The organism is Arthrobacter nitrophenolicus (assembly GCF_045833485.1).
Taxonomy (GTDB): Bacteria; Actinomycetota; Actinomycetes; order Actinomycetales; family Micrococcaceae; genus Arthrobacter; species Arthrobacter nitrophenolicus.
Map to the genome: position 1 here is coordinate 418,045 of NZ_CP174504.1, position 19,764 is coordinate 437,808.

Consider the following 19,764-nt stretch of genomic DNA (forward strand, 5'->3'; position numbering starts at 1 on the left):
GTATCAGGGGAGCTTCCGCGCGGGGCCGTCCTTCCCGCCGGCAGCTTCAGCGCCCGTGCTGCGGTTGAGGCGCCACACGGCAAAGGCAATCAGTCCGACGGCGACAATCGCCAGCAGCGCGAAGGTGTACTCCCGCATTGCCCACAGGATGCAGGCAGCAACCCCGCCGGCGCCCCAACGAACAAAGAACCGGTCCCCAAGTACCAGGCCCGCCACCAGCAGCCCGGCCAGAAGGAGCAGGAGCCACAACTGCTGGCCGCCAGTCCCGCCCGCGACAACTCCGGCGCCGGACAGCGTGAGCAGGGCAGCCGACGCCGTTGCAAGAGCCCGGCCAGGCGCGTTCTGGCCGGCAAGGTACCGCAAGGCCGCCAGCAAAGATCCCAGCACCACGTACCACTGGACTGCCCAGAAGGGGTCCGGCAGGTCCGCTGTATCGAATCTGAAGAGGGCCGCCCGCTGGGCCGCCGCAACCACTGCCAGTGCCCCGATTTCTGCCGCTACGCGGCGCAGTGCTGCAGGGGCTTCGAGCACGGCGACTCCGGCAGCACAAGCCAGCAGTGCAGCAGCACACCACGCTGTTGAATCGACCGGAAGCCCGGCCAGCGCAGCTGTGCCGAAGCCCAGGAAGGATGCGCCCGCCAATGACCAGCGGCGCAGCGGCTCCTGGACCAGGCGGGAGGCCCTGGCCCGGCGGAGCGCATACAGGGCTGCGGCCGCAAGCCCGGGGCCGGCCAACCACGGAAGATAGCGGCCCCAGTCCCCACCGAGCCCGTCAAATACTGAGCCTGCGAGCATGAACGCGCCGGTGGGCAGTGCTGCCGCCGCGGGCGGGTACAGCGCCGGGATCCGTTCAACGTGCGAGGCAATGAACAGGACAGCGGCCAGGGCAAGGACGGCGGTGCCGGAAACCCAGCCCTCCGCCTGCGGTGCAACCAGAAGGGCTGTGCCTGTGAAAGATACTGCTGCAACAAGCCACAGCCAACGCTCCACCCCGGCAGGCGTAGTGTGCCGACGGTTCCCCAGCACGCCTGCCCCTGCTGCGAGGAGGCCCAGGAGCATGAGGACCGCTGAGGTTTCCGTGTATCCCAACAGCGGCCCGGCCCCGAAAGTAGCGAACGGACCGAGCACCAGCACCCCGAACAACACGGCGTAGAGGCCGAAGTACAGGGCACCGCGGGCAACAAACAGACGGCGGGCCAGCACAGCGGATACGAGCAGCAGCGCCAGCTCCAGGAACAGGACGCCGCGGCCCCCGCTTTCACCCGCCTGGCCGTAGCGGAGGGCGTATCCCAGGGGCAGCAGGGCCTGTCCGGCCAGCGTAATCCAGACGGCTGCCTGCTGGAACGGCACCGACTGCAGGCTGGACCGCAGCAACCAGCGCACCGCATGCTGGGCCGCAAGGACCAAGGCGAACGTCAGGGACACCGCGGCCGGCGAAGCAGTGATGTCGTAGCTGAGGACCACCGCCAGTGCAGCCGTCAACACACGGGCCGCGACGAAGTACCACCCTTTCTGCAGGGAGGAGGAAGCAGCCGGCACCATGACTGCGGCGAACAGTGCGAAAATGCCGAGCAGCACCTCTACGAGGAGCAGGTTGCCGGACGAGAGGTACACCAGGACAACGAACGCCCCCGGCGCAAACCCTTCGGCGCCACCCTCACGCCGCAGTACGTACCCGGCCAGCACGGCCGATCCGGCCGCCACGGCCGGAACAAAGACGGCCTGCCAGCTTCCTTCACCCAGCGGGGCCGTCAGGGCGGCGATCAGCTGCACCACGAGGACCAGGCCGATATCAACTGTCACACCGCGCGGCGTGCGCTGCCGGAGATACGCACCCAGGACAAGGACCAGCTGGAGTCCCAGGGCCACGGCCAGCATGGTGGCCGGCCGGACCTGCTCCCTGGCCAGGACGGGCACGGCCCCACCCTGCACAAGCTGCCCGAACGCCGTCAGCACCAGGATTGTTCCCGTAACCCTCGCCAGCCACCAGTAGCTCCAGCGGTGGAGGCGGGCAGGCAGCGTCAATGCGACACCAGCCACATATGCCAGCAGCAGCACAAGCGCCACGTTTCCTGCGCCGGTGGAAACCAGCCGAAAGGCGAATTCCACCATGACGGCGGAAACCACAAGCGGCAGCAGTTCGCCAACGGTGGGACGCCAGGTGCCTGGATCGGCAGGACGCCGGAGCAGCATCAGGCCGGTGGACAGAGCTGCCAGCAACTGCAGCAGGATCGCGACCATTGTCAGGAGATTTCCACGGGTGGCGTCGACTGACGCCAGGACGGCGACTCCCACAACACCAAGGCCTGAAAAAGCGGCCAGTGTGGCTTGCGAAGCAAGAGCGGCGTGCCCCAGGCGCTGCAATGCTGCGGACAACAACTGCTGGCTGACTGCCACCGCAACAACGCCGAACCACACCGCGTGGTTCTGCAGAACCCCCTGCGTGAGGGCCGCTGCCGCCGCGGGAACCGCCAAGGTAGCGGCAACCCGGGCGTTCAGCACCAGCAGCCCCGGCCGTTCCTCCCCCTTCCGGAGCGCCCTCGCCAGCCAGATGAGCGACGCCAGCAGCGGCAAGGCCGCAAACGCCCACTCCCCCAGCACCGGACTGAAGAACCAGGCCAGCCCCAAGGCCGCGAACGGTGCCAGTTCAGCGCCGCCCTGGAGCCTTGCAGCCAGCACGAAGCCGGCGAGCAGCAGGATCAAGGCCGGCAGCCAGAGCGGTACCAGGCTGTCGCCCTGCAGGGAGGCAACCGCCGTTCCCGGCAGCGCGGTGACGGCGGCCAACGCCGCCGTCACCGCGAAGTGCGCCGCATGTGTCAGGAGCGCGTCAAGGCGCCACCACCCGGCACTCCGCAAAGTGCCGCCGTCGGGCGCCTGTGGTTGCCTGGCCAGCCACCCTGCCGCGGCGGCGTCACCTGGAAACCAGCCGGCCAGGACGCGACCGCCAAAGGCGGTTGCGGTGGACTGCAGCGCCAGGAACAGCCCGGCAGCGAACAACGCATCCGCCCCGTGGCCCGTGACTTCCCACACCGCTACACTGCCGGACACAGTCAGCGCCAGCCGCGCAGCATAGAAATTCAACAGCCTGAACGGGGCGCCCCGGACGGCGGTCATCACGCCGAAGTACACCCCGCAGATGCCCAGGACCAGGGCATACTCCCACCTGGCCAGCAGCAGCGGGAAGAAGGTCGATACCAAGGCAACCGCCGGCACCACCAGAGGGTGGAGGGTGGCCAAGGGCCTGGTGAAGACAGGAGGAAGCCATCCCGGCCGCAGCAGGGACACCACCGTAAACAGCACCGCCACGCCTGCGAGAGCAACGAAGTACCACACGAGGGCGCCACCCAGCACGGCAACGCCGGACCATGCTGTTGAAACGACGAACGTTAACGACAGGTACACCAGGACCCTGCTCTCGAGCCGAAGGGCGGCGGCGATGTAAGCGAAGGTTCCGGCGAGGGACGTCAGCAGCCAGACTGCTGGTCCGTGGAACAACACGAAGTTATACAGGGCAAGGCCGATCACCGGTATCAGCGCGAGGCCCGTACCGGTGAACGCCACGGCGGCAGGCCTGAGCCGGTGGACCCTCCGGTGAAGGACCAGTCCCGAGGCGTAGAACAGGGCAGCGACTGCGCAGACGCCGGCGAAGCGGAACATCGGCGCCAACCCGGTCCCCACGAACAGCGCCGCTGCCGCAACAAGGAGGAGGCTGGCAACGTACAGCGTGACGTTGATGTTCTGCCGGTCCCGGCGCTCCCGGCGGGCCTTGCGTTCTTCGTCGGATTCGGCGAGACGTGCCGGCCTGGCAGGATACGTTTGCTGCCTGGCCGGCGGGAGCACTTTCGCGGCAGGCTGCTGCCGGGCAGGGGGCCGGGCTGGGGGCTGGGGCGGCGGCGTCCTTCCAATAACAGGCGCGGCTATCCCGGGCACGGACTGCAGCGGCGGCATGGACTTCGGCTGCCGCTCCTGGGCGACCTTCGCCATCGCGTCCAGCCACCCCTGGAGGTGGCCGTCCCGGTACCCCGCCTCGTAGGATGCATCCCTCATGCCGCTTCCTCTCGCTAGGCAGTACTGTACGACTGCAATTTATCCAATGACTGGATTAACGGTAGCAAAAGAAAGCCCCGCTGCACATGGCAGCGGGGCTTTCTGTGGATTATGCGGGTCTATTCCCCCATGATCCGGTGATCAGCAAGGACTACTTGATGATCTTGGTAACGCGTCCCGAACCCACGGTGCGGCCGCCTTCGCGGATAGCGAAGCCGAGGCCCTCTTCCATAGCGATCGGCTGGATGAGCGCAACGGTCATCTCAGTGTTGTCGCCGGGCATAACCATTTCCGTGCCCTCGGGCAGGGTGATAACGCCGGTAACGTCCGTCGTGCGGAAGTAGAACTGCGGGCGGTAGTTCGAGTAGAACGGGTTGTGGCGTCCGCCTTCGTCCTTGGACAGGATGTAGACGTTGGCCTCGAAGTCGGTGTGCGGGGTGATGGAACCCGGCTTGACGACAACCTGGCCACGCTCGACGTCGTCGCGCTTCAGACCGCGGAGCAGGAGGCCACAGTTCTCGCCGGCCCATGCTTCGTCGAGCTGCTTGTGGAACATCTCGATACCGGTAACCGTGGTCTTCTGGACCGGGCGGATGCCGACGATCTCAACCTCGGAGTTGATGGCGAGGGTTCCACGCTCGGCGCGGCCCGTAACAACGGTGCCACGACCGGTGATGGTAAAGACGTCTTCGATCGGCATCAGGAACGGCTTGTCGCGGTCACGAACGGGGTCCGGAACGGACTCGTCCACAGCAGCCATCAGGTCCTCAACGGACTTGACCCACTCGGGGTCGCCTTCCAGGGCCTTCAGGCCGGAAACGCGGACAACCGGAGCGTCGTCGCCATCGAAGCCCTGCGAGCTCAGGAGCTCACGAACTTCCATTTCAACGAGGTCGAGGAGTTCCTCGTCCTCAACCATGTCAGCCTTGTTCAGCGCGACCAGCAGGTAGGGAACACCAACCTGGCGGGCGAGCAAAACGTGCTCGCGGGTCTGTGCCATGGGGCCGTCGGTAGCAGCAACCACGAGGATTGCGCCGTCCATCTGGGCAGCACCGGTGATCATGTTCTTGATGTAGTCAGCGTGACCGGGGGCGTCAACGTGTGCGTAGTGACGCTTCTCGGTCTGGTACTCCACGTGGGAGATGTTGATGGTAATACCGCGCTGACGCTCTTCGGGAGCAGAGTCGATCGACGCGAAGTCGCGCTTCTCGTTGAGATCCGGGTACTTGTCGTACAGCACCTTGGAAATGGCGGCCGTCAGCGTCGTCTTACCGTGGTCAACGTGACCGATGGTGCCGATGTTGACGTGCGGCTTAGTCCGCTCGAACTTTGCCTTTGCCACAGGTTCCTCCTAGAACGTTTTCAAATGGCTTGCCCTCTAACCGCGCTTCTCGCGGCAGAAACTCAGGCAAGTCTACTTGGGGGCTTTGGATTGGTGAAATTGCAGATTCAGGAACTAATACTAGTCCCTTGAGCCTGTTCGTACAGGTGGCCGGATCCGGCCGGGACCAGGCCCGGCCACCTGTACTGGCTGCGCTTTCCGTTTCCGGCGGGCGCACCCGAGGTGTTCGCTTTGAAAGTCCGAAGGACTACTCGCCGCGGCTCTTCTGGATGATCTCGTCGGCAACTGCCTTCGGGACCTCGGCGTAGCTGTTGAACGTCATGGAGTAGACAGCACGGCCCTGGGTCTTCGAACGCAGGTCGCCGATGTAACCGAACATGCCGGACAGCGGAACGTGTGCACGAACAACCTTGACGCCTGCTGCGTCCTCCATGGACTGCATCTGGCCACGACGGGAGTTGAGGTCACCGATAACGTCACCCATGTATTCCTCAGGGGTGCGGACCTCGACATCCATCAGCGGTTCGAGCAGAACCGGGTTTGCCTTCCGCGCAGCTTCCTTGAAAGCCATGCGGCCGGCGATCTTGAACGCCATTTCCGAGGAGTCAACATCGTGGTAGGCGCCGTCAATCAGCGTTGCCTTGATGCCGACAACCGGGTAACCGGCCAGCACACCGTCATTCAGGGCGTCCTGGATACCGGCGTCCACAGACGGGATGTACTCGCGCGGAACGCGGCCACCGGTGACCTTGTTCTCGAACTCGTACAGCTCGCCCTCGGCCGTGTCCAGCGGCTCGATCGCGATCTGGACCTTTGCGAACTGGCCGGAACCACCGGTCTGCTTCTTGTGCGTGTAGTCGTGGCGCTCCACGGCACGCTTGATGGTTTCGCGGTAAGCAACCTGCGGCTTGCCCACGTTGGCCTCGACCTTGAATTCGCGGCGCATGCGGTCCACCAGGATGTCCAGGTGGAGTTCGCCCATGCCGGCGATGATGGTCTGGCCGGTGTCTTCGTTGAGGGACACCTGGAAGGTGGGGTCCTCAGCGGAGAGCTTCTGGATGGCCGTGGAGAGCTTCTCCTGGTCACCCTTGGTGTTCGGCTCGATGGCCACGGAGATCACGGGCTCCGGGAAGCTCATGGACTCGAGGACGATCTGGTTGTTGGCATCACACAGGGTGTCGCCCGTGGTGGTGTCCTTCAGGCCGATCGCTGCGTAGATGTGGCCGGCGGTGGCTGCCTCAACGGGCATTTCCTTGTTGGCGTGCATCTGGAACAGCTTGCCGATGCGCTCCTTCTTGCCCTTGGTGGAGTTGACCACCTGGGCGCCGGATTCAACGTGGCCGGAGTACACGCGGATGAAGGTGAGCTGGCCGAAGAACGGGTGCGCCGCAATCTTGAACGCCAGGGCCGAGAACGGCTCGTCGGCGGAAGGCTTGCGGGTCAGTTCCTTCTCTTCGTCCTTCGGATCGTGACCGATCATCGGAGGAACGTCGAGCGGGTTCGGCAGGTAGTCCACCACTGCGTCGAGCATGGGCTGCACGCCGCGGTTCTTGAAGGCGGAGCCACAGAAGACCGGGTACAGCTCGGAGTTGATGGTCATCTTGCGGATGCCGGCCTTGAGCTCGTCGATGGTGAGCTCTTCGCCTTCGAGGTACTTCTCCATGAGTTCTTCGGAGGCCTCGGCAACGGTCTCGACCAGCTGCGCGCGGTACTCTTCAGCCTTCTCCTGGAGGTCAGCCGGGATCTCCTGGATCTCGTACTTCGCACCCATGGTGACGTCGCCCTTGGCATCGCCGGGCCACACCAGTGCGCGCATGTAGAGCAGGTCCACGACGCCGATGAAGTCGTTCTCGGCACCGATGGGCAGCTGCATGACCAGCGGCTTGGCACCGAGGCGGCTGATGATGGTGTCTACGGTGAAGTAGAAGTCAGCACCCAGCTTGTCCATCTTGTTGACGAAGCAGATACGCGGGACGTTGTACTTGTCAGCCTGGCGCCACACGGTCTCGGACTGCGGCTCAACGCCTTCCTTGCCATCGAAGACGGCAACGGCGCCGTCGAGGACGCGCAGGGAGCGCTCTACCTCAACGGTGAAGTCAACGTGGCCGGGGGTGTCGATGATGTTGATCTGGTTGTTTTCCCAGAAGCAGGTCACGGCGGCAGACGTGATGGTGATGCCGCGTTCCTTTTCCTGTTCCATCCAGTCAGTGGTCGAAGCGCCGTCGTGCGTTTCGCCGATCTTGTGGTTCACACCCGTGTAGAACAGGATGCGCTCGGTTGTGGTGGTCTTGCCGGCATCAATGTGGGCCATGATGCCGATGTTGCGGACCTTACTAAGGTCGGTAAGCACGTCCTGTGCCACGGGGTCTCCTTTTGGGATGGACTACGCGTTCGCCGCCGGCTCTTTTGAGCCGGCGGCGTCCGGGGAGTATTACCAGCGGTAGTGTGCGAAGGCCTTGTTGGACTCGGCCATCTTGTGGGTGTCTTCGCGACGCTTCACAGCGGCACCGAGACCGTTGGAGGCATCCAGGATTTCGTTCTGGAGGCGCTCGGTCATGGTCTTCTCACGGCGGGCCTTGGAGTAGCCCACCAGCCACCGCAGGGCGAGTGCGGTGGAGCGGCCCGGCTTAACCTCAACCGGAACCTGGTACGTGGCGCCACCGACGCGGCGGGAGCGGACCTCGAGGGAAGGCTTGACGTTGTCCATGGCCTTCTTCAGGGCTGCTACGGGGTCGCCGCCGGACTTGGCTCGTGCGCCTTCGAGGGCACCGTAGACGATGCGCTCTGCCGTGGACTTCTTGCCGTCAACGAGCACCTTGTTGATGAGCTGGGTTACCAGCGGGGAGCCGTAAACCGGATCCGAAACGAGCGGCCGCTTGGGGGCCGGACCCTTGCGAGGCATATTACTTCTTCTCCATCTTTGCGCCGTAGCGGCTGCGGGCCTGCTTACGGTTCTTCACACCCTGGGTATCGAGGGCGCCACGGACGATCTTGTAGCGGACACCCGGGAGGTCCTTAACACGACCACCGCGAACGAGCACAATGGAGTGCTCCTGCAGGTTGTGGCCAACACCGGGGATGTAGGCGGTTACTTCCACGCCGCCGTTGAGGCGCACACGTGCCACCTTACGAAGAGCCGAGTTCGGCTTCTTGGGGGTGGTGGTGTAGACGCGGGTGCAAACACCGCGGCGCATCGGGCTGCCCTTAAGCGCGGGAGCCTTGGTCTTTGAGACCTTAGGCGTGCGGCCCTTGCGGACCAGCTGGTTAATCGTAGGCACTCTCGTGTTCTCCGTTTTATCCGGAACAGCCGCTTCCGGCCGCTCTCTTGTTGCGTTGCCCCGCCGCCCGGGCCCTTGGAGGAATCTCCGGAGGCGGCGAAGGCGAAGCCTTAATAGTCGGATCCCATGCCCGTGACCCGACTCGCGTCAAAATGTCCCTAGGCATGCGAAAATGTGGCATACGTTGCACAAGAACCCTGCAAACCGGAAACGTCGCTCTGGCTCAGCCTTTCAGCTGGAGCCGGCGCACTCATCCACTGCCACAATAACAATTGGTAACAAGTCTAGCATGGACGGCCTCCATGCCTTAATCGGCACTGTTAAACGGGGATGGTCCCGCACCGTACGGTGCGGGACCATCCCTTACAGGCACGTCTACCGGAAGTCGTTGCCCAGGTCGTAGTCATCCAGCGGGATGGCGTGGAACTCAGGAGCTCCGTCGCCACCCAGGGTGTCGTACGAGAAGTCACTGAATGCGCTGGGGCCTGTGAACAGGTTGGCCTTCGCTTCCTCAGTGGGCTCGACGGTGACCTCGGTGTAGCGCGGGAGGCCCGTGCCGGCCGGGATCAGCTTACCGATGATGACGTTCTCCTTGAGGCCAAGCAGCGGATCGCTCTTGCCTTCCATGGCCGCCTGCGTCAGGACGCGGGTGGTCTCCTGGAAGGAAGCTGCGGACAGCCAGGACTCGGTGGCCAGCGACGCCTTGGTGATACCCATGAGCTCGGGACGTCCGGATGCCGGAGTCTTGCCCTCGGATACAACGCGGCGGTTGGCGTCCTCGAAGCGGCTGCGCTCGGCGAGTTCGCCGGGGAGCAGGTCCGATTCGCCGGACTCGATGACCGTGACGCGGCGCAGCATCTGGCGGACGATAACCTCGACGTGCTTGTCGTGGATACCGATGCCCTGGCTGCGGTACACGCCCTGGACTTCGTCCACCAGGAACTTCTGTGCAGCACGCGGACCCATGATGCGCAGGACCTGCTTGGGGTCCACCGGTCCGTTGATCAGCTTCTGGCCGACGGTGACGTGGTCGCCATCCTCGATCAGCAGGCGTGAACGGCGAAGGACCGGGTAGGCGATCTCTTCGGTTCCGTCATCCGGGGTGATGACCAGGCGCATCTGGCGCTCGGACTCTTCGATGGTGATGCGGCCGGCTGCCTCGGCAATCGGCGCAACACCCTTCGGAGTACGGGCTTCGAAGAGCTCCTGGATACGGGGCAGACCCTGGGTGATGTCGTCGCCACCGCTGGCGGAGACTGCACCACCGGTGTGGAACGTACGCATGGTCAGCTGGGTACCAGGTTCACCGATGGACTGTGCGGCGATGATGCCCACGGCCTCGCCGATGTCCACGGTCTTGCCGGTGGCCAGCGAGCGGCCGTAGCACAGGGCGCAGGTGCCGACGCTGGACTCACAGGTGAGAACGGAGCGGACCTTGACCTCGGTGATGCCTGCCTTGAACAGCTCGTCGATGACGACGTCGCCGCAGTCGGTGCCGGCGGCGGCGAGGACCTTGCCCTCGGAGTCCACGACGTCGACAGCCAGCGTACGTGCGTAGGCACTGTTCTCGACGTTCTCGTCCAGCACCAGCTCGCCGTTGGAATCGGCGACGGCGATGGGCGTGACCAGGCCGCGCTCGGTGCCGCAGTCCTCTTCGCGGACGATGACGTCCTGGGACACGTCCACCAGACGACGGGTCAGGTAACCCGAGTTGGCGGTACGAAGAGCGGTATCGGCGAGGCCCTTACGGGCACCGTGCGTGGCGATGAAGTATTCCAGCACCGACAGGCCCTCACGGTAGGAGGACTTGATTGGGCGCGGGATGATTTCACCCTTCGGGTTGGCCACCAGGCCACGGATACCCGCGATCTGGCGGACCTGCATCCAGTTACCACGTGCACCGGAGGACACCATGCGGTTGATGGTGTTCATCGGGGACAGGCTCTCGCGCATCACCGAAGCGATCTCGTTGGTTGCCTTGTTCCAGATCTCGATCAGTTCCTGGCGGCGCTCGTCGTCGTCGATCAGGCCCTTGTCGTACTGGCCCTGGATCTTCGCTGCACGCTCCTCGTACCCGGCAAGGATTTCCGGCTTTGCGGCCGGGACCTCGATGTCGGAGATGGCGACGGTGACGCCCGAGCGGGTGGCCCAGTAGAAACCGGCGTCCTTCAGGTTGTCCAGCGTGGCAGCCGTGACGACCTTCGGGTAGCGCTCGGCGAGGTCGTTGACGATGCGGGACAGTTCGCCCTTGTCGGCAACAGCCTCAACCCACGGGTAGTCCTCAGGCAGGGTCTCGTTGAAGAGCACCTGGCCCAGGGAGGTCTGGACGAGCGCGGGCTGGCCCGGCTCCCAGCCTTCGGGGGCTTCCCAGCCGGCGTACGGCACGAAGCCTTCGAGGCGGATCTTGACCTGCGAGTTCAGGTGCAGCTCGCGGGCGTCGAACGCCATGATGGCCTCGGAGACCGAGCCGAAGATGCGGCCTTCGCCGGCCGAACCCTTCCGCTTGGTGGTCAGGTGGTAGAGGCCGATGATCATATCCTGCGACGGCAGGGTGACCGGGCGTCCGTCCGAGGGCTTCAGGATGTTGTTCGAGGACAGCATCAGGATGCGGGCCTCAGCCTGGGCTTCCGGGCTCAGCGGCAGGTGGACTGCCATCTGGTCGCCGTCGAAGTCGGCGTTGAAGGCGCCACAGACCAGCGGGTGAAGCTGGATGGCCTTGCCTTCAACGAGCTGCGGCTCGAACGCCTGGATGCCCAGGCGGTGCAGGGTAGGTGCACGGTTGAGCAGCACCGGGTGTTCGGTGATGATCTCTTCGAGCACGTCCCAGACCTGCGGACGGTAACGCTCCACCATGCGCTTGGCCGACTTGATGTTCTGGGCGTGGTTGAGGTCAACCAGGCGCTTCATCACGAACGGCTTGAAGAGCTCCAGCGCCATCTGCTTGGGCAGGCCGCACTGGTGCAGCTTCAGCTGCGGGCCGACGACGATGACCGAACGGCCGGAGTAGTCGACGCGCTTGCCGAGGAGGTTCTGGCGGAAACGGCCCTGCTTGCCCTTGAGCATGTCGCTCAGGGACTTCAGCGGACGGTTGCCCGGGCCCGTGACGGGACGGCCGCGGCGGCCGTTGTCGAAGAGGCTGTCAACAGCTTCCTGAAGCATGCGCTTCTCGTTGTTGACGATGATCTCCGGAGCGCCCAGGTCAAGCAGGCGCTTGAGGCGGTTGTTGCGGTTGATCACGCGGCGGTACAGGTCGTTGAGGTCGGAGGTCGCGAAGCGGCCACCGTCCAGCTGGACCATGGGGCGCAGTTCCGGCGGGATCACCGGGACGGCGTCGAGGACCATGCCAAGCGGGCTGTTGTTGGTGGTCAGGAACGCGTTGACCACCTTGAGGCGCTTGAGGGCGCGGGTCTTGCGCTGGCCCTTGCCGTTGGCGATGACGTCGCGGAGCAGGTCGGATTCGGCCTGCATGTCGAAGCTTTCAAGGCGCTTCTTGATCGCTTCGGCACCCATGGAGCCTTCGAAGTACATGCCGTAGCGGTCACGCAGTTCGCGGTACAGGCCCTCGTCACCTTCGAGGTCGGCGACCTTCAGGTTCTTGAAGCGGTCCCAGACCTGCTCGAGGCGCTCGATGTCGGCGTCGGCACGCTTGCGCACGTTCGCCATCTGGCGGTCGGCGGAGTCGCGTGCCTTCTTCTTGTCGGCAGCCTTGGCGCCTTCGGCCTCCAGGCGCGCGATTTCGCCCTCGAGGTCGCGGGCAATCGCGGCGATATCGGAATCGCGGTTGTCGATCAGCTGCTTCTTCTCGATGTCGTGCTCAACCTGCAGGTTGGGCAGTTCCTCGTGGCGGGCCGCCTCGTCGACGCTGGTGATCATGTAGGCAGCGAAGTAGATGACCTTTTCGAGGTCCTTCGGTGCCAGGTCAAGGAGGTAGCCCAGGCGGGACGGAACACCCTTGAAGTACCAGATGTGCGTGACCGGTGCGGCCAGCTCGATGTGGCCCATGCGCTCGCGGCGGACCTTGGCGCGGGTGACTTCGACGCCACAGCGCTCACAGATGATGCCCTTGAAGCGCACGCGCTTGTACTTGCCGCAGTAGCATTCCCAGTCGCGGGACGGGCCGAAGATCTTCTCGCAGAAGAGGCCGTCCTTCTCGGGCTTGAGCGTGCGGTAGTTGATGGTTTCCGGCTTCTTAACCTCGCCGTAAGACCAGCCGCGGATGTCTTCCGCGGTGGCGAGGCCGATCTGCATGAGGCCGAAGGAGGATTCGCTGGACATATGGTCCCTGTTCTCTCTTGTTCTCTAAATTCTGAAGTCTTTACGGTGCCGAGGTTTCGACTCGGTTGTTGAGCCTGTCGAAACACAACCACCGGGCACCTTGGGTGCGGGAGAAGGAAGGAGGACGACGGCGGACGCGGCCCGCCGTCGTCGGACTCCTTAGACCTCTTCTACGGAGCTGGGCTCTGCACGAGACAGATCGATGCCCAGTTCCTCCGCAGCCGTGAAGACTGCGTCATCAGAGTCACGCATTTCAATTGTGGTTCCGTCCGTGGAGAGGACTTCCACGTTCAGGCACAGCGACTGCATTTCCTTGATCAACACCTTGAAGGACTCGGGAACACCCGGCTCCGGGATGTTCTCGCCCTTGACGATGGCCTCGTAGACCTTCACGCGGCCGTGGATGTCATCGGACTTGATCGTGAGGAGTTCCTGAAGCGTGTAGGCGGCGCCGTAGGCTTCGAGCGCCCACACTTCCATTTCACCGAAGCGCTGGCCACCGAACTGCGCCTTACCACCCAGCGGCTGCTGCGTGATCATGGAGTACGGGCCGGTGGAGCGGGCGTGGATCTTGTCGTCCACCAGGTGGTGGAGCTTCAGGATGTACATGTAGCCGACCGAGATCGGATCCGGGAACGGCTCGCCGGAGCGGCCGTCGAACAGGCGGGTCTTGCCGGAGGAGTTGATCAGGCGCTCACCGTCGCGGGTCACGTTGGTGGAGTCCAGCAGGCCCGTGATTTCCTCTTCGCGGGCGCCGTCGAACACCGGCGTGGCAACAGTGGTGGGGCCACTCTCGCGCGGCAGGTTGGGCAGCTGCTTGACCCACTCGGGCTCGCCTTCGATCTTCCAGCCGGTCTTGGCAACCCAGCCGAGGTGCGTCTCGAGCACCTGGCCGACGTTCATACGGCCCGGAACACCCAGCGGGTTCAGGACGATATCAACGGGGGTACCGTCCGCAAGGAAGGGCATGTCCTCGACCGGGAGGATCTTGGAGATAACGCCCTTGTTGCCGTGGCGGCCGGCGAGCTTGTCGCCGTCGGTGATCTTGCGCTTGGCAGCCACGTAGACGCGGACCAGCTGGTTGACGCCCGGGGGCAGCTCGTCATCGTTGTCGCGGTCGAAGACGCGGACGCCGATGACGGTGCCGGACTCGCCGTGGGGAACCTTCAGGGAGGTGTCGCGCACTTCGCGGGACTTCTCGCCGAAGATGGCGCGCAGCAGGCGCTCTTCCGGGGTCAGCTCGGTTTCACCCTTCGGGGTGACCTTTCCGACCAGGATGTCGCCGGCTTCGACCTCGGCACCGATGTGGATGATGCCACGCTCGTCCAGGCCTGCCAGGACTTCCTCGGACACGTTGGGGATGTCACGGGTGATTTCCTCGGCACCAAGCTTGGTGTCGCGGGCATCGATCTCGTGCTCCTCGATGTGGATGGAGGAAAGGACGTCCTCGGCAACGATTCGCTGCGAGAGGATGATGGCGTCCTCGAAGTTGTGGCCTTCCCAGGACATGAATGCCACGAGCAGGTTCTTGCCGAGGGCAAGCTCACCCTGGTCCGTTGCCGGGCCGTCGGCGATGATGCCGCCGACCTCGAGGCGCTGGCCTTCGTTCACCAGGACACGGTGGTTGTAGCAGTTGCCCTGGTTGGAGCGGGCGAACTTGTTGATGCGGTAGTTGGTTTCCGTGCCGTCGTCGTTGAGCATGATGACGAGTTCGGCGGAAACCTCGGTGACCACACCGGCCTTCTTTGCGATGACCACGTCACCGGCGTCCACGGCAGCGGCGCGCTCCATGCCGGTGCCCACGAACGGGGCCTCGGAACGGACCAGCGGCACGGCCTGGCGCTGCATGTTGGCACCCATGAGTGCGCGGTTGGCGTCGTCGTGCTCGAGGAACGGGATCAGGGCCGTGGCAACGGACACCATCTGGCGCGGGGAAACGTCCATGAACTCGACGTCTTCAGCCGGAACCAGGACGGGCTCGCCTCCACCACCACGGGCACGGACCAGGACGGTCTCTTCGGCGAAGCGCTTGTTCTCGTCCAGCGGCGCGTTGGCCTGGGCGATCAGCACCTCGGCCTCGTCGTCGGCCGTCAGGTACTGGACGTCGTCGGACACGACGCCGTCCTTGACCTTGCGGTACGGGGTCTCGATGAAGCCGAACGGGTTGATGCGTCCGTAGGAGGCCAGCGAACCGATCAGACCAATGTTCGGGCCTTCAGGGGTTTCGATGGGGCACATACGTCCGTAGTGGGACGGGTGCACGTCACGGACTTCCATGCCGGCGCGGTCACGGGACAGACCACCGGGGCCAAGGGCCGACAGCCGGCGCTTGTGGGTCAGGCCCGAGAGCGGGTTGTTCTGGTCCATGAACTGCGACAGCTGGGAGGTTCCGAAGAACTCCTTGATGGCTGCAACCACGGGGCGGATGTTGATCAGGGTCTGCGGCGTGATGGCCTCGACGTCCTGGGTGGTCATACGCTCGCGGACAACGCGCTCCATGCGGGACAGGCCGGTGCGGACCTGGTTCTCGATGAGCTCACCGACGGCGCGGATGCGGCGGTTGCCGAAGTGGTCGATGTCGTCGATCTCGACGCGCAGGTCCACTTCCTGGCCGTCGCGGACGCCCTTGATGGTCTTCTCGCCGGCGTGCAGCGCGACGAGGAACTTGATCATGGCAACGATGTCTTCAACGTGCAGGACCGAGGCTTCCTTGTCGCCAAGGGAGCGGTCGATGCCGAGCTTGCGGTTGATCTTGTAGCGGCCGACCTTGGCCAGATCGTAGCGCTTGGAGTTGAAGTACAGGTTGTCCAGCAGGGACTGGGCAGCCTCGACGGTGGGCGGCTCGCCCGGACGCAGCTTGCGGTAGATGTCCAGCAGCGCGTCTTCGCGGGTCTCGGTGGCGTCCTTCTCCAGGGTGGCGCGCATGGAGTCGTACTGGCCGAACTCTTCGAGGATCTGGCCTTCGGTCCAGCCAAGGGCCTTCAGCAGGACGGTGACCGACTGCTTGCGCTTGCGGTCGAGGCGGACGCCGACCTGGTCGCGCTTGTCGATTTCGAGCTCGAACCATGCACCGCGGGACGGGATGATCTTGGCAGTGAAGATGTCCTTGTCGCTGGTCTTGTCAGCGGCGCGCTCGAAGTAGGCGCCCGGCGAACGGACCAGCTGGGAGACGACGACACGCTCGGTGCCGTTGACCACGAAGGTGCCCTTCTCGGTCATCAGCGGGAAGTCGCCCATGAACACGGTCTGCTGCTTGATTTCGCCCGTGTTGTTGTTCATGAACTCGGCCTTGACGTACAGCGGAGCCGAGTACGTTGCGTCCCGGTCCTTGCACTCGGCCATGGTGTACTTGGGGTCGGCGAACTCCGGATCGGAGAAGCTCAGGGACATGGTGCCCTGGAAGTCCTCGATCGGGGAGATTTCTTCGAAGATGTCCGAGAGGCCGGACGTGGTGGCGACGCTGAGATCGTTTTCCTCGACAGCCTTTGCTACGCGTGCCTGCCAGCGTTCGTTGCCGACCAGCCAGTCAAAGCTGTCCGTCTGCAGGGCAAGCAGATTCGGAACGTCAAGAGGTTCGTGAATCTTTGCGAATGAAAGCCGGCGAGTGGCACCATCAGTGCTGTCGGCGGTGTTAGCGGTTTCGTTATTAGAGGTGCTCGAGGCGACCAAGAGGGATCCTTCCACAGACCTTCAGGCGTTTTCAGATCTCCCCCGCTGTGCACCCTGCAGACAGAGTCCGCAGCGCTACCATCCGGTTCCGCTATATGACCCGGGGCCGGCACCGACTATGCTGTGACGTTGTTACGGCACGTTGATTGTCAGCTGCCAGGCAAAGCCCACCGCTATATGAAGGCTGAAGGTAAACAGGGAAGACGCAAATATCTACGATACGGCAAAATAACCTACGTGTCTACCCCACATCCGGCCGGAATGCAAGCACTTGTTTTGAGGTGCGCCGGATACCCTGCCGGAACCCTTCAGAGCCGGAGGGTGACCCCTTCCGCCGTGCAGGTTCCGGAGTTCGCGAAGACCGCATCGCGCACGGCGTCCCGCGATTCCTGGGCTGGCGCCCCGCCGGCTTCGGCCGTCGACGAATGGTCGATGGCCAGCAGGCTAAGGGCAGCGAACAGGCCCCGCAAGTCCCCCGCCACGGTGTCCTTCGCGTCCTCGGCCTGAAGGTAGATGTCCTCATAGCCGCCGGCGTCGTCCGCCCTAACGGCTGCATACTCGGCGAACAGGGAGTTGAACCGCTCGCATGCCTCCCGCGCGCCTGAGGCTGCGGCTGTGGCGCCGGACGGCGCTGACGGCGCCGGTTCGGTCCCGCCGGAAGCCGGCGCCACGGATTCCGACGGCGACGGTCCGGCAGGTGCCGGGGCAGAGACCGAGCAGCCGGTCAACGCCGCCAGGCCGGCAGCGGCCACGAGGGCCAGGGTCTTCTTCACTTTTACTTCTCCGTCCGCCCGGCGTCCGGGGTCCCCACCGGCAATACTGTCCGCCGCCCACCCTACGCAGGCAGCCGCCGTCGTGCATCCCGAAACGATGGGGACCTCTCCCCTGGCGCAGGCGCACAGGGAGGAATGCACATAGCCGCTCCGGCGTTTGAATAGTTAGGTGACCAGGGTCACGATAGCCTTGGTGGCTTACATCGGATCAGAGCGGAAGAGATAACCATGGCCAACTCTCCAGACAACAGCGACGTTGTTATCCTCGCGGCAGCACGCACTCCAACAGGCCGGATCAGCGGCCAGCTGGCGAGCTTCACCGCCGTCGATTTGGGAGCCCACGCGATCAGGGCTGCGCTGGAGGCCAGCGGCGTGGACGCTGGCGACGTCGAAGCGGTGATCATGGGCCAGGTCCTGCAGGCCGGTGCCGGCCAGAACCCTGCCCGGCAAAGCTCCATCGGCGCCGGCATCGGCTGGAATGTTCCGGCGGTGACGGTCAACAAGGTGTGCCTCTCGGGCCTGACTGCGGTCATTGACGCCGCCCGGATGATCCGCGCAGGCGAGGCCGCCGTGGTGGTGGCCGGCGGCCAGGAGTCGATGACCCGGGCACCGCACCTGCTGCCCGGCTCGCGCCAGGGCTGGACCTATGGCTCCATCCAGGCTCTGGACGCCGCCGCCCACGACGGCTTGACCGACGCGTTTGACGGCCAGTCGATGGGCCTCTCCACGGAAACCCGGAACCTCACCCTGGGCATCGACAGGACGTCACAGGACAACGTGGCTGCGCAGTCGCACCAGCGCGCGGCGCTGGCGGCAAAGAACGGAACGTTCGACGACGAGATCGTCCCCCTCAGCGTGAAGCAGCGCAAGGGCGACCCCCTCGTGGTGGACACTGACGAGGGCGTCCGCCCCAACGCCTCCGTCGAGTCCCTGGCCGGGCTGCGGGCTGCCTTCGTCACTGACGGCACCATCACCGCGGGCAACTCGTCTCCCCTGTCCGACGGCGCCGCCGCCCTGGTGCTGGCCTCGCGGGCTTATGCCGAGGCCCACGGGCTGGAGTACCTGGCCGTGGTGGGCAAACCGGGACAGGTGGCCGGACCGGACAATTCCCTGCATTCGCAGCCTTCGAACGCCATCATGAACGCGCTGGGCCGGGCCGGGTGGACCACGGCGGACCTGGACTTCATCGAGATCAACGAGGCCTTCGGGTCCGTGGCCGTTCAGTCACTCAAGGACCTGGACTACCCGCTGGAGAAGTGCAATATCCACGGCGGGGCCATCGCCCTGGGGCATCCCATCGGCGCTTCCGGTGCACGTTTGGCGGTCCATGCCGCCCACGAGCTCAAGCGCCGCGGAACAGGCAAGGCCGCCGTGTCCCTGTGCGGGGGCGGCGGGCAGGGCGAGGCGCTCCTGCTGTACCGCGACTGATGGCGGGGGCAGCCTCGAACGGTGCGGACGGCGCCGGGCAGGAACGGTTCCTGGCCGACGCCGCCGCCCGCGGCCTGGAGATTGAAATAGTGGAACGCCCGGCCGCCCGGAGCCTCGAGGAAGCGGCGGGCATCCTGGGAATCAGCCCCGCCGACATCGTGAAGTCGCTGGTGGTCAAGCACAAGGACGGGACTTTCCTGTTCGCGCTGGTTCCGGGCGACCGGCAAATTTCCTGGCCGAAGCTGCGCACCCTCGTGGGGGTCAACAAGCTGTCCCTGCCGCCGGCGGACATGGCGCTGGAGGCAACCGGGTACGAGCGCGGCACCATCACCCCGCTGGGAAGCACCACCCCGTGGCCTGTCTATGCGGATGCCACCATTACCGGCAGGCGGATCTCCATGGGTGCCGGCGCCCACGGCTACAGCGCCTTCGTCGACGCCGACGCCCTGACGTCCGCCTTGGACGCCGTGGTGGCTGACATCTCCGATCCCGCCTAGGACCCCGTCCAGGACGCAGAAAACCCCGCCCACCGGAGTGGACGGGGTTTTCCAGGAGTATGCGCTGTTACTTGAGGGTAACGGTGGCGCCTGCAGCCTCGAGCTGCTCCTTGGCCTTCTCGGCAGCTTCCTTGTTGGCACCTTCGAGGACAGCCTTGGGGGCACCGTCAACCAGGTCCTTGGCTTCCTTGAGGCCGAGGGAGGTGATGGCGCGAACTTCCTTGATGACTGCGATCTTCTTGTCGCCAGCAGCTTCGAGGATGACGTCGAAGTCGGTCTTCTCTTCAGCCTCTTCTGCAGCGCCGCCGGCAGCGGGGCCAGCAACTGCAACAGCAGCAGCGGTAACTTCGAAGGTCTCTTCGAAGAGCTTGACGAACTCGGAGAGCTCGATGATGGTCAGTTCCTTGAAAGCTTCAATGAGCTCTTCGTTGCTGAGCTTCGCCATGGTAGGCGTC

General features: G+C 64.7%; 11 protein-coding genes. 2 read left to right on the top strand and 9 right to left on the bottom strand.

Annotated elements, in window-relative coordinates:
- Positions 1-3: 3 nt before the first annotated feature.
- The 8 genes from ACJJV6_RS01975 to ACJJV6_RS02010 form a co-directional block, all read right to left on the bottom strand.
- Positions 4-4,047, bottom strand: coding sequence for a hypothetical protein (locus ACJJV6_RS01975; protein ID WP_407709805.1), 4,044 nt, complete (start codon positions 4,045-4,047; stop codon positions 4-6).
- Positions 4,048-4,198: 151 nt separating this feature from the next.
- Entirely contained in the window at positions 4,199-5,389 is a 1,191-nt protein-coding gene (gene tuf, locus ACJJV6_RS01980) for an elongation factor Tu (protein WP_009358310.1), read from the bottom strand.
- A 247-nt stretch (positions 5,390-5,636) separates the two neighbouring features.
- Complete coding sequence (gene fusA / locus ACJJV6_RS01985) at positions 5,637-7,751, bottom strand: elongation factor G (RefSeq protein WP_009358311.1); 2,115 nt, start codon at positions 7,749-7,751, stop codon at positions 5,637-5,639.
- A 69-nt stretch (positions 7,752-7,820) separates the two neighbouring features.
- Positions 7,821-8,291 (bottom strand): 30S ribosomal protein S7, encoded by a 471-nt coding sequence (gene rpsG, locus ACJJV6_RS01990; RefSeq protein ID WP_003803829.1) that lies wholly within the window; start codon positions 8,289-8,291, stop codon positions 7,821-7,823.
- Position 8,292: 1 nt separating this feature from the next.
- A complete protein-coding gene (gene rpsL / locus ACJJV6_RS01995; RefSeq protein ID WP_009358312.1) occupies positions 8,293-8,667 on the bottom strand; it encodes a 30S ribosomal protein S12 in 375 nt (124 codons plus the stop codon).
- A gap of 375 nt (positions 8,668-9,042) precedes the next feature.
- The gene (locus ACJJV6_RS02000) at positions 9,043-12,942 is read right to left on the bottom strand and encodes a DNA-directed RNA polymerase subunit beta' (RefSeq protein ID WP_407709806.1); all 3,900 of its coding nucleotides are present in this window, start codon (positions 12,940-12,942) and stop codon (positions 9,043-9,045) included.
- A gap of 159 nt (positions 12,943-13,101) precedes the next feature.
- Positions 13,102-16,611: a DNA-directed RNA polymerase subunit beta gene (gene rpoB / locus ACJJV6_RS02005; RefSeq protein ID WP_133345782.1), complete on the bottom strand. Its 3,510-nt coding sequence runs from the start codon at positions 16,609-16,611 to the stop codon at positions 13,102-13,104.
- Positions 16,612-16,919: 308 nt separating this feature from the next.
- Positions 16,920-17,384: a hypothetical protein gene (locus ACJJV6_RS02010; RefSeq protein WP_407709807.1), complete on the bottom strand. Its 465-nt coding sequence runs from the start codon at positions 17,382-17,384 to the stop codon at positions 16,920-16,922.
- Positions 17,385-17,612: 228 nt separating this feature from the next.
- Between ACJJV6_RS02010 and ACJJV6_RS02015 the strand changes: the two genes are divergently transcribed.
- Both ACJJV6_RS02015 and ACJJV6_RS02020 read left to right on the top strand, forming a co-directional pair.
- Positions 17,613-18,812: an acetyl-CoA C-acetyltransferase gene (locus ACJJV6_RS02015; RefSeq protein WP_407709808.1), complete on the top strand. Its 1,200-nt coding sequence runs from the start codon at positions 17,613-17,615 to the stop codon at positions 18,810-18,812.
- Positions 18,812-19,309: an aminoacyl-tRNA deacylase gene (locus ACJJV6_RS02020; RefSeq protein ID WP_407709809.1), complete on the top strand. Its 498-nt coding sequence runs from the start codon at positions 18,812-18,814 to the stop codon at positions 19,307-19,309. The genes ACJJV6_RS02015 and ACJJV6_RS02020 overlap by 1 nt, the downstream gene beginning before the upstream one ends.
- 67 nt (positions 19,310-19,376) lie before the next feature.
- Here the strand turns inward: ACJJV6_RS02020 and rplL are convergent, their stop codons facing one another.
- Entirely contained in the window at positions 19,377-19,754 is a 378-nt protein-coding gene (gene rplL, locus ACJJV6_RS02025; protein WP_009358316.1) for a 50S ribosomal protein L7/L12, read from the bottom strand.
- Between the last annotated feature and the right edge of the window lie 10 nt (positions 19,755-19,764).

Coding starts and splice junctions, on each gene's coding strand:
- ACJJV6_RS01975 (WP_407709805.1), bottom strand. CDS start 4,047: ATGAGGGATGCATCCTACGAGGCGGGGTACCGGGACGGCCACCTCCAG.
- rpsG (WP_003803829.1), bottom strand. CDS start 8,291: ATGCCTCGCAAGGGTCCGGCCCCCAAGCGGCCGCTCGTTTCGGATCCG.
- ACJJV6_RS02000 (WP_407709806.1), bottom strand. CDS start 12,942: ATGTCCAGCGAATCCTCCTTCGGCCTCATGCAGATCGGCCTCGCCACC.
- ACJJV6_RS02015 (WP_407709808.1), top strand. CDS start 17,613: ATGGCCAACTCTCCAGACAACAGCGACGTTGTTATCCTCGCGGCAGCA.
- ACJJV6_RS02020 (WP_407709809.1), top strand. CDS start 18,812: ATGGCGGGGGCAGCCTCGAACGGTGCGGACGGCGCCGGGCAGGAACGG.
- rplL (WP_009358316.1), bottom strand. CDS start 19,754: ATGGCGAAGCTCAGCAACGAAGAGCTCATTGAAGCTTTCAAGGAACTG.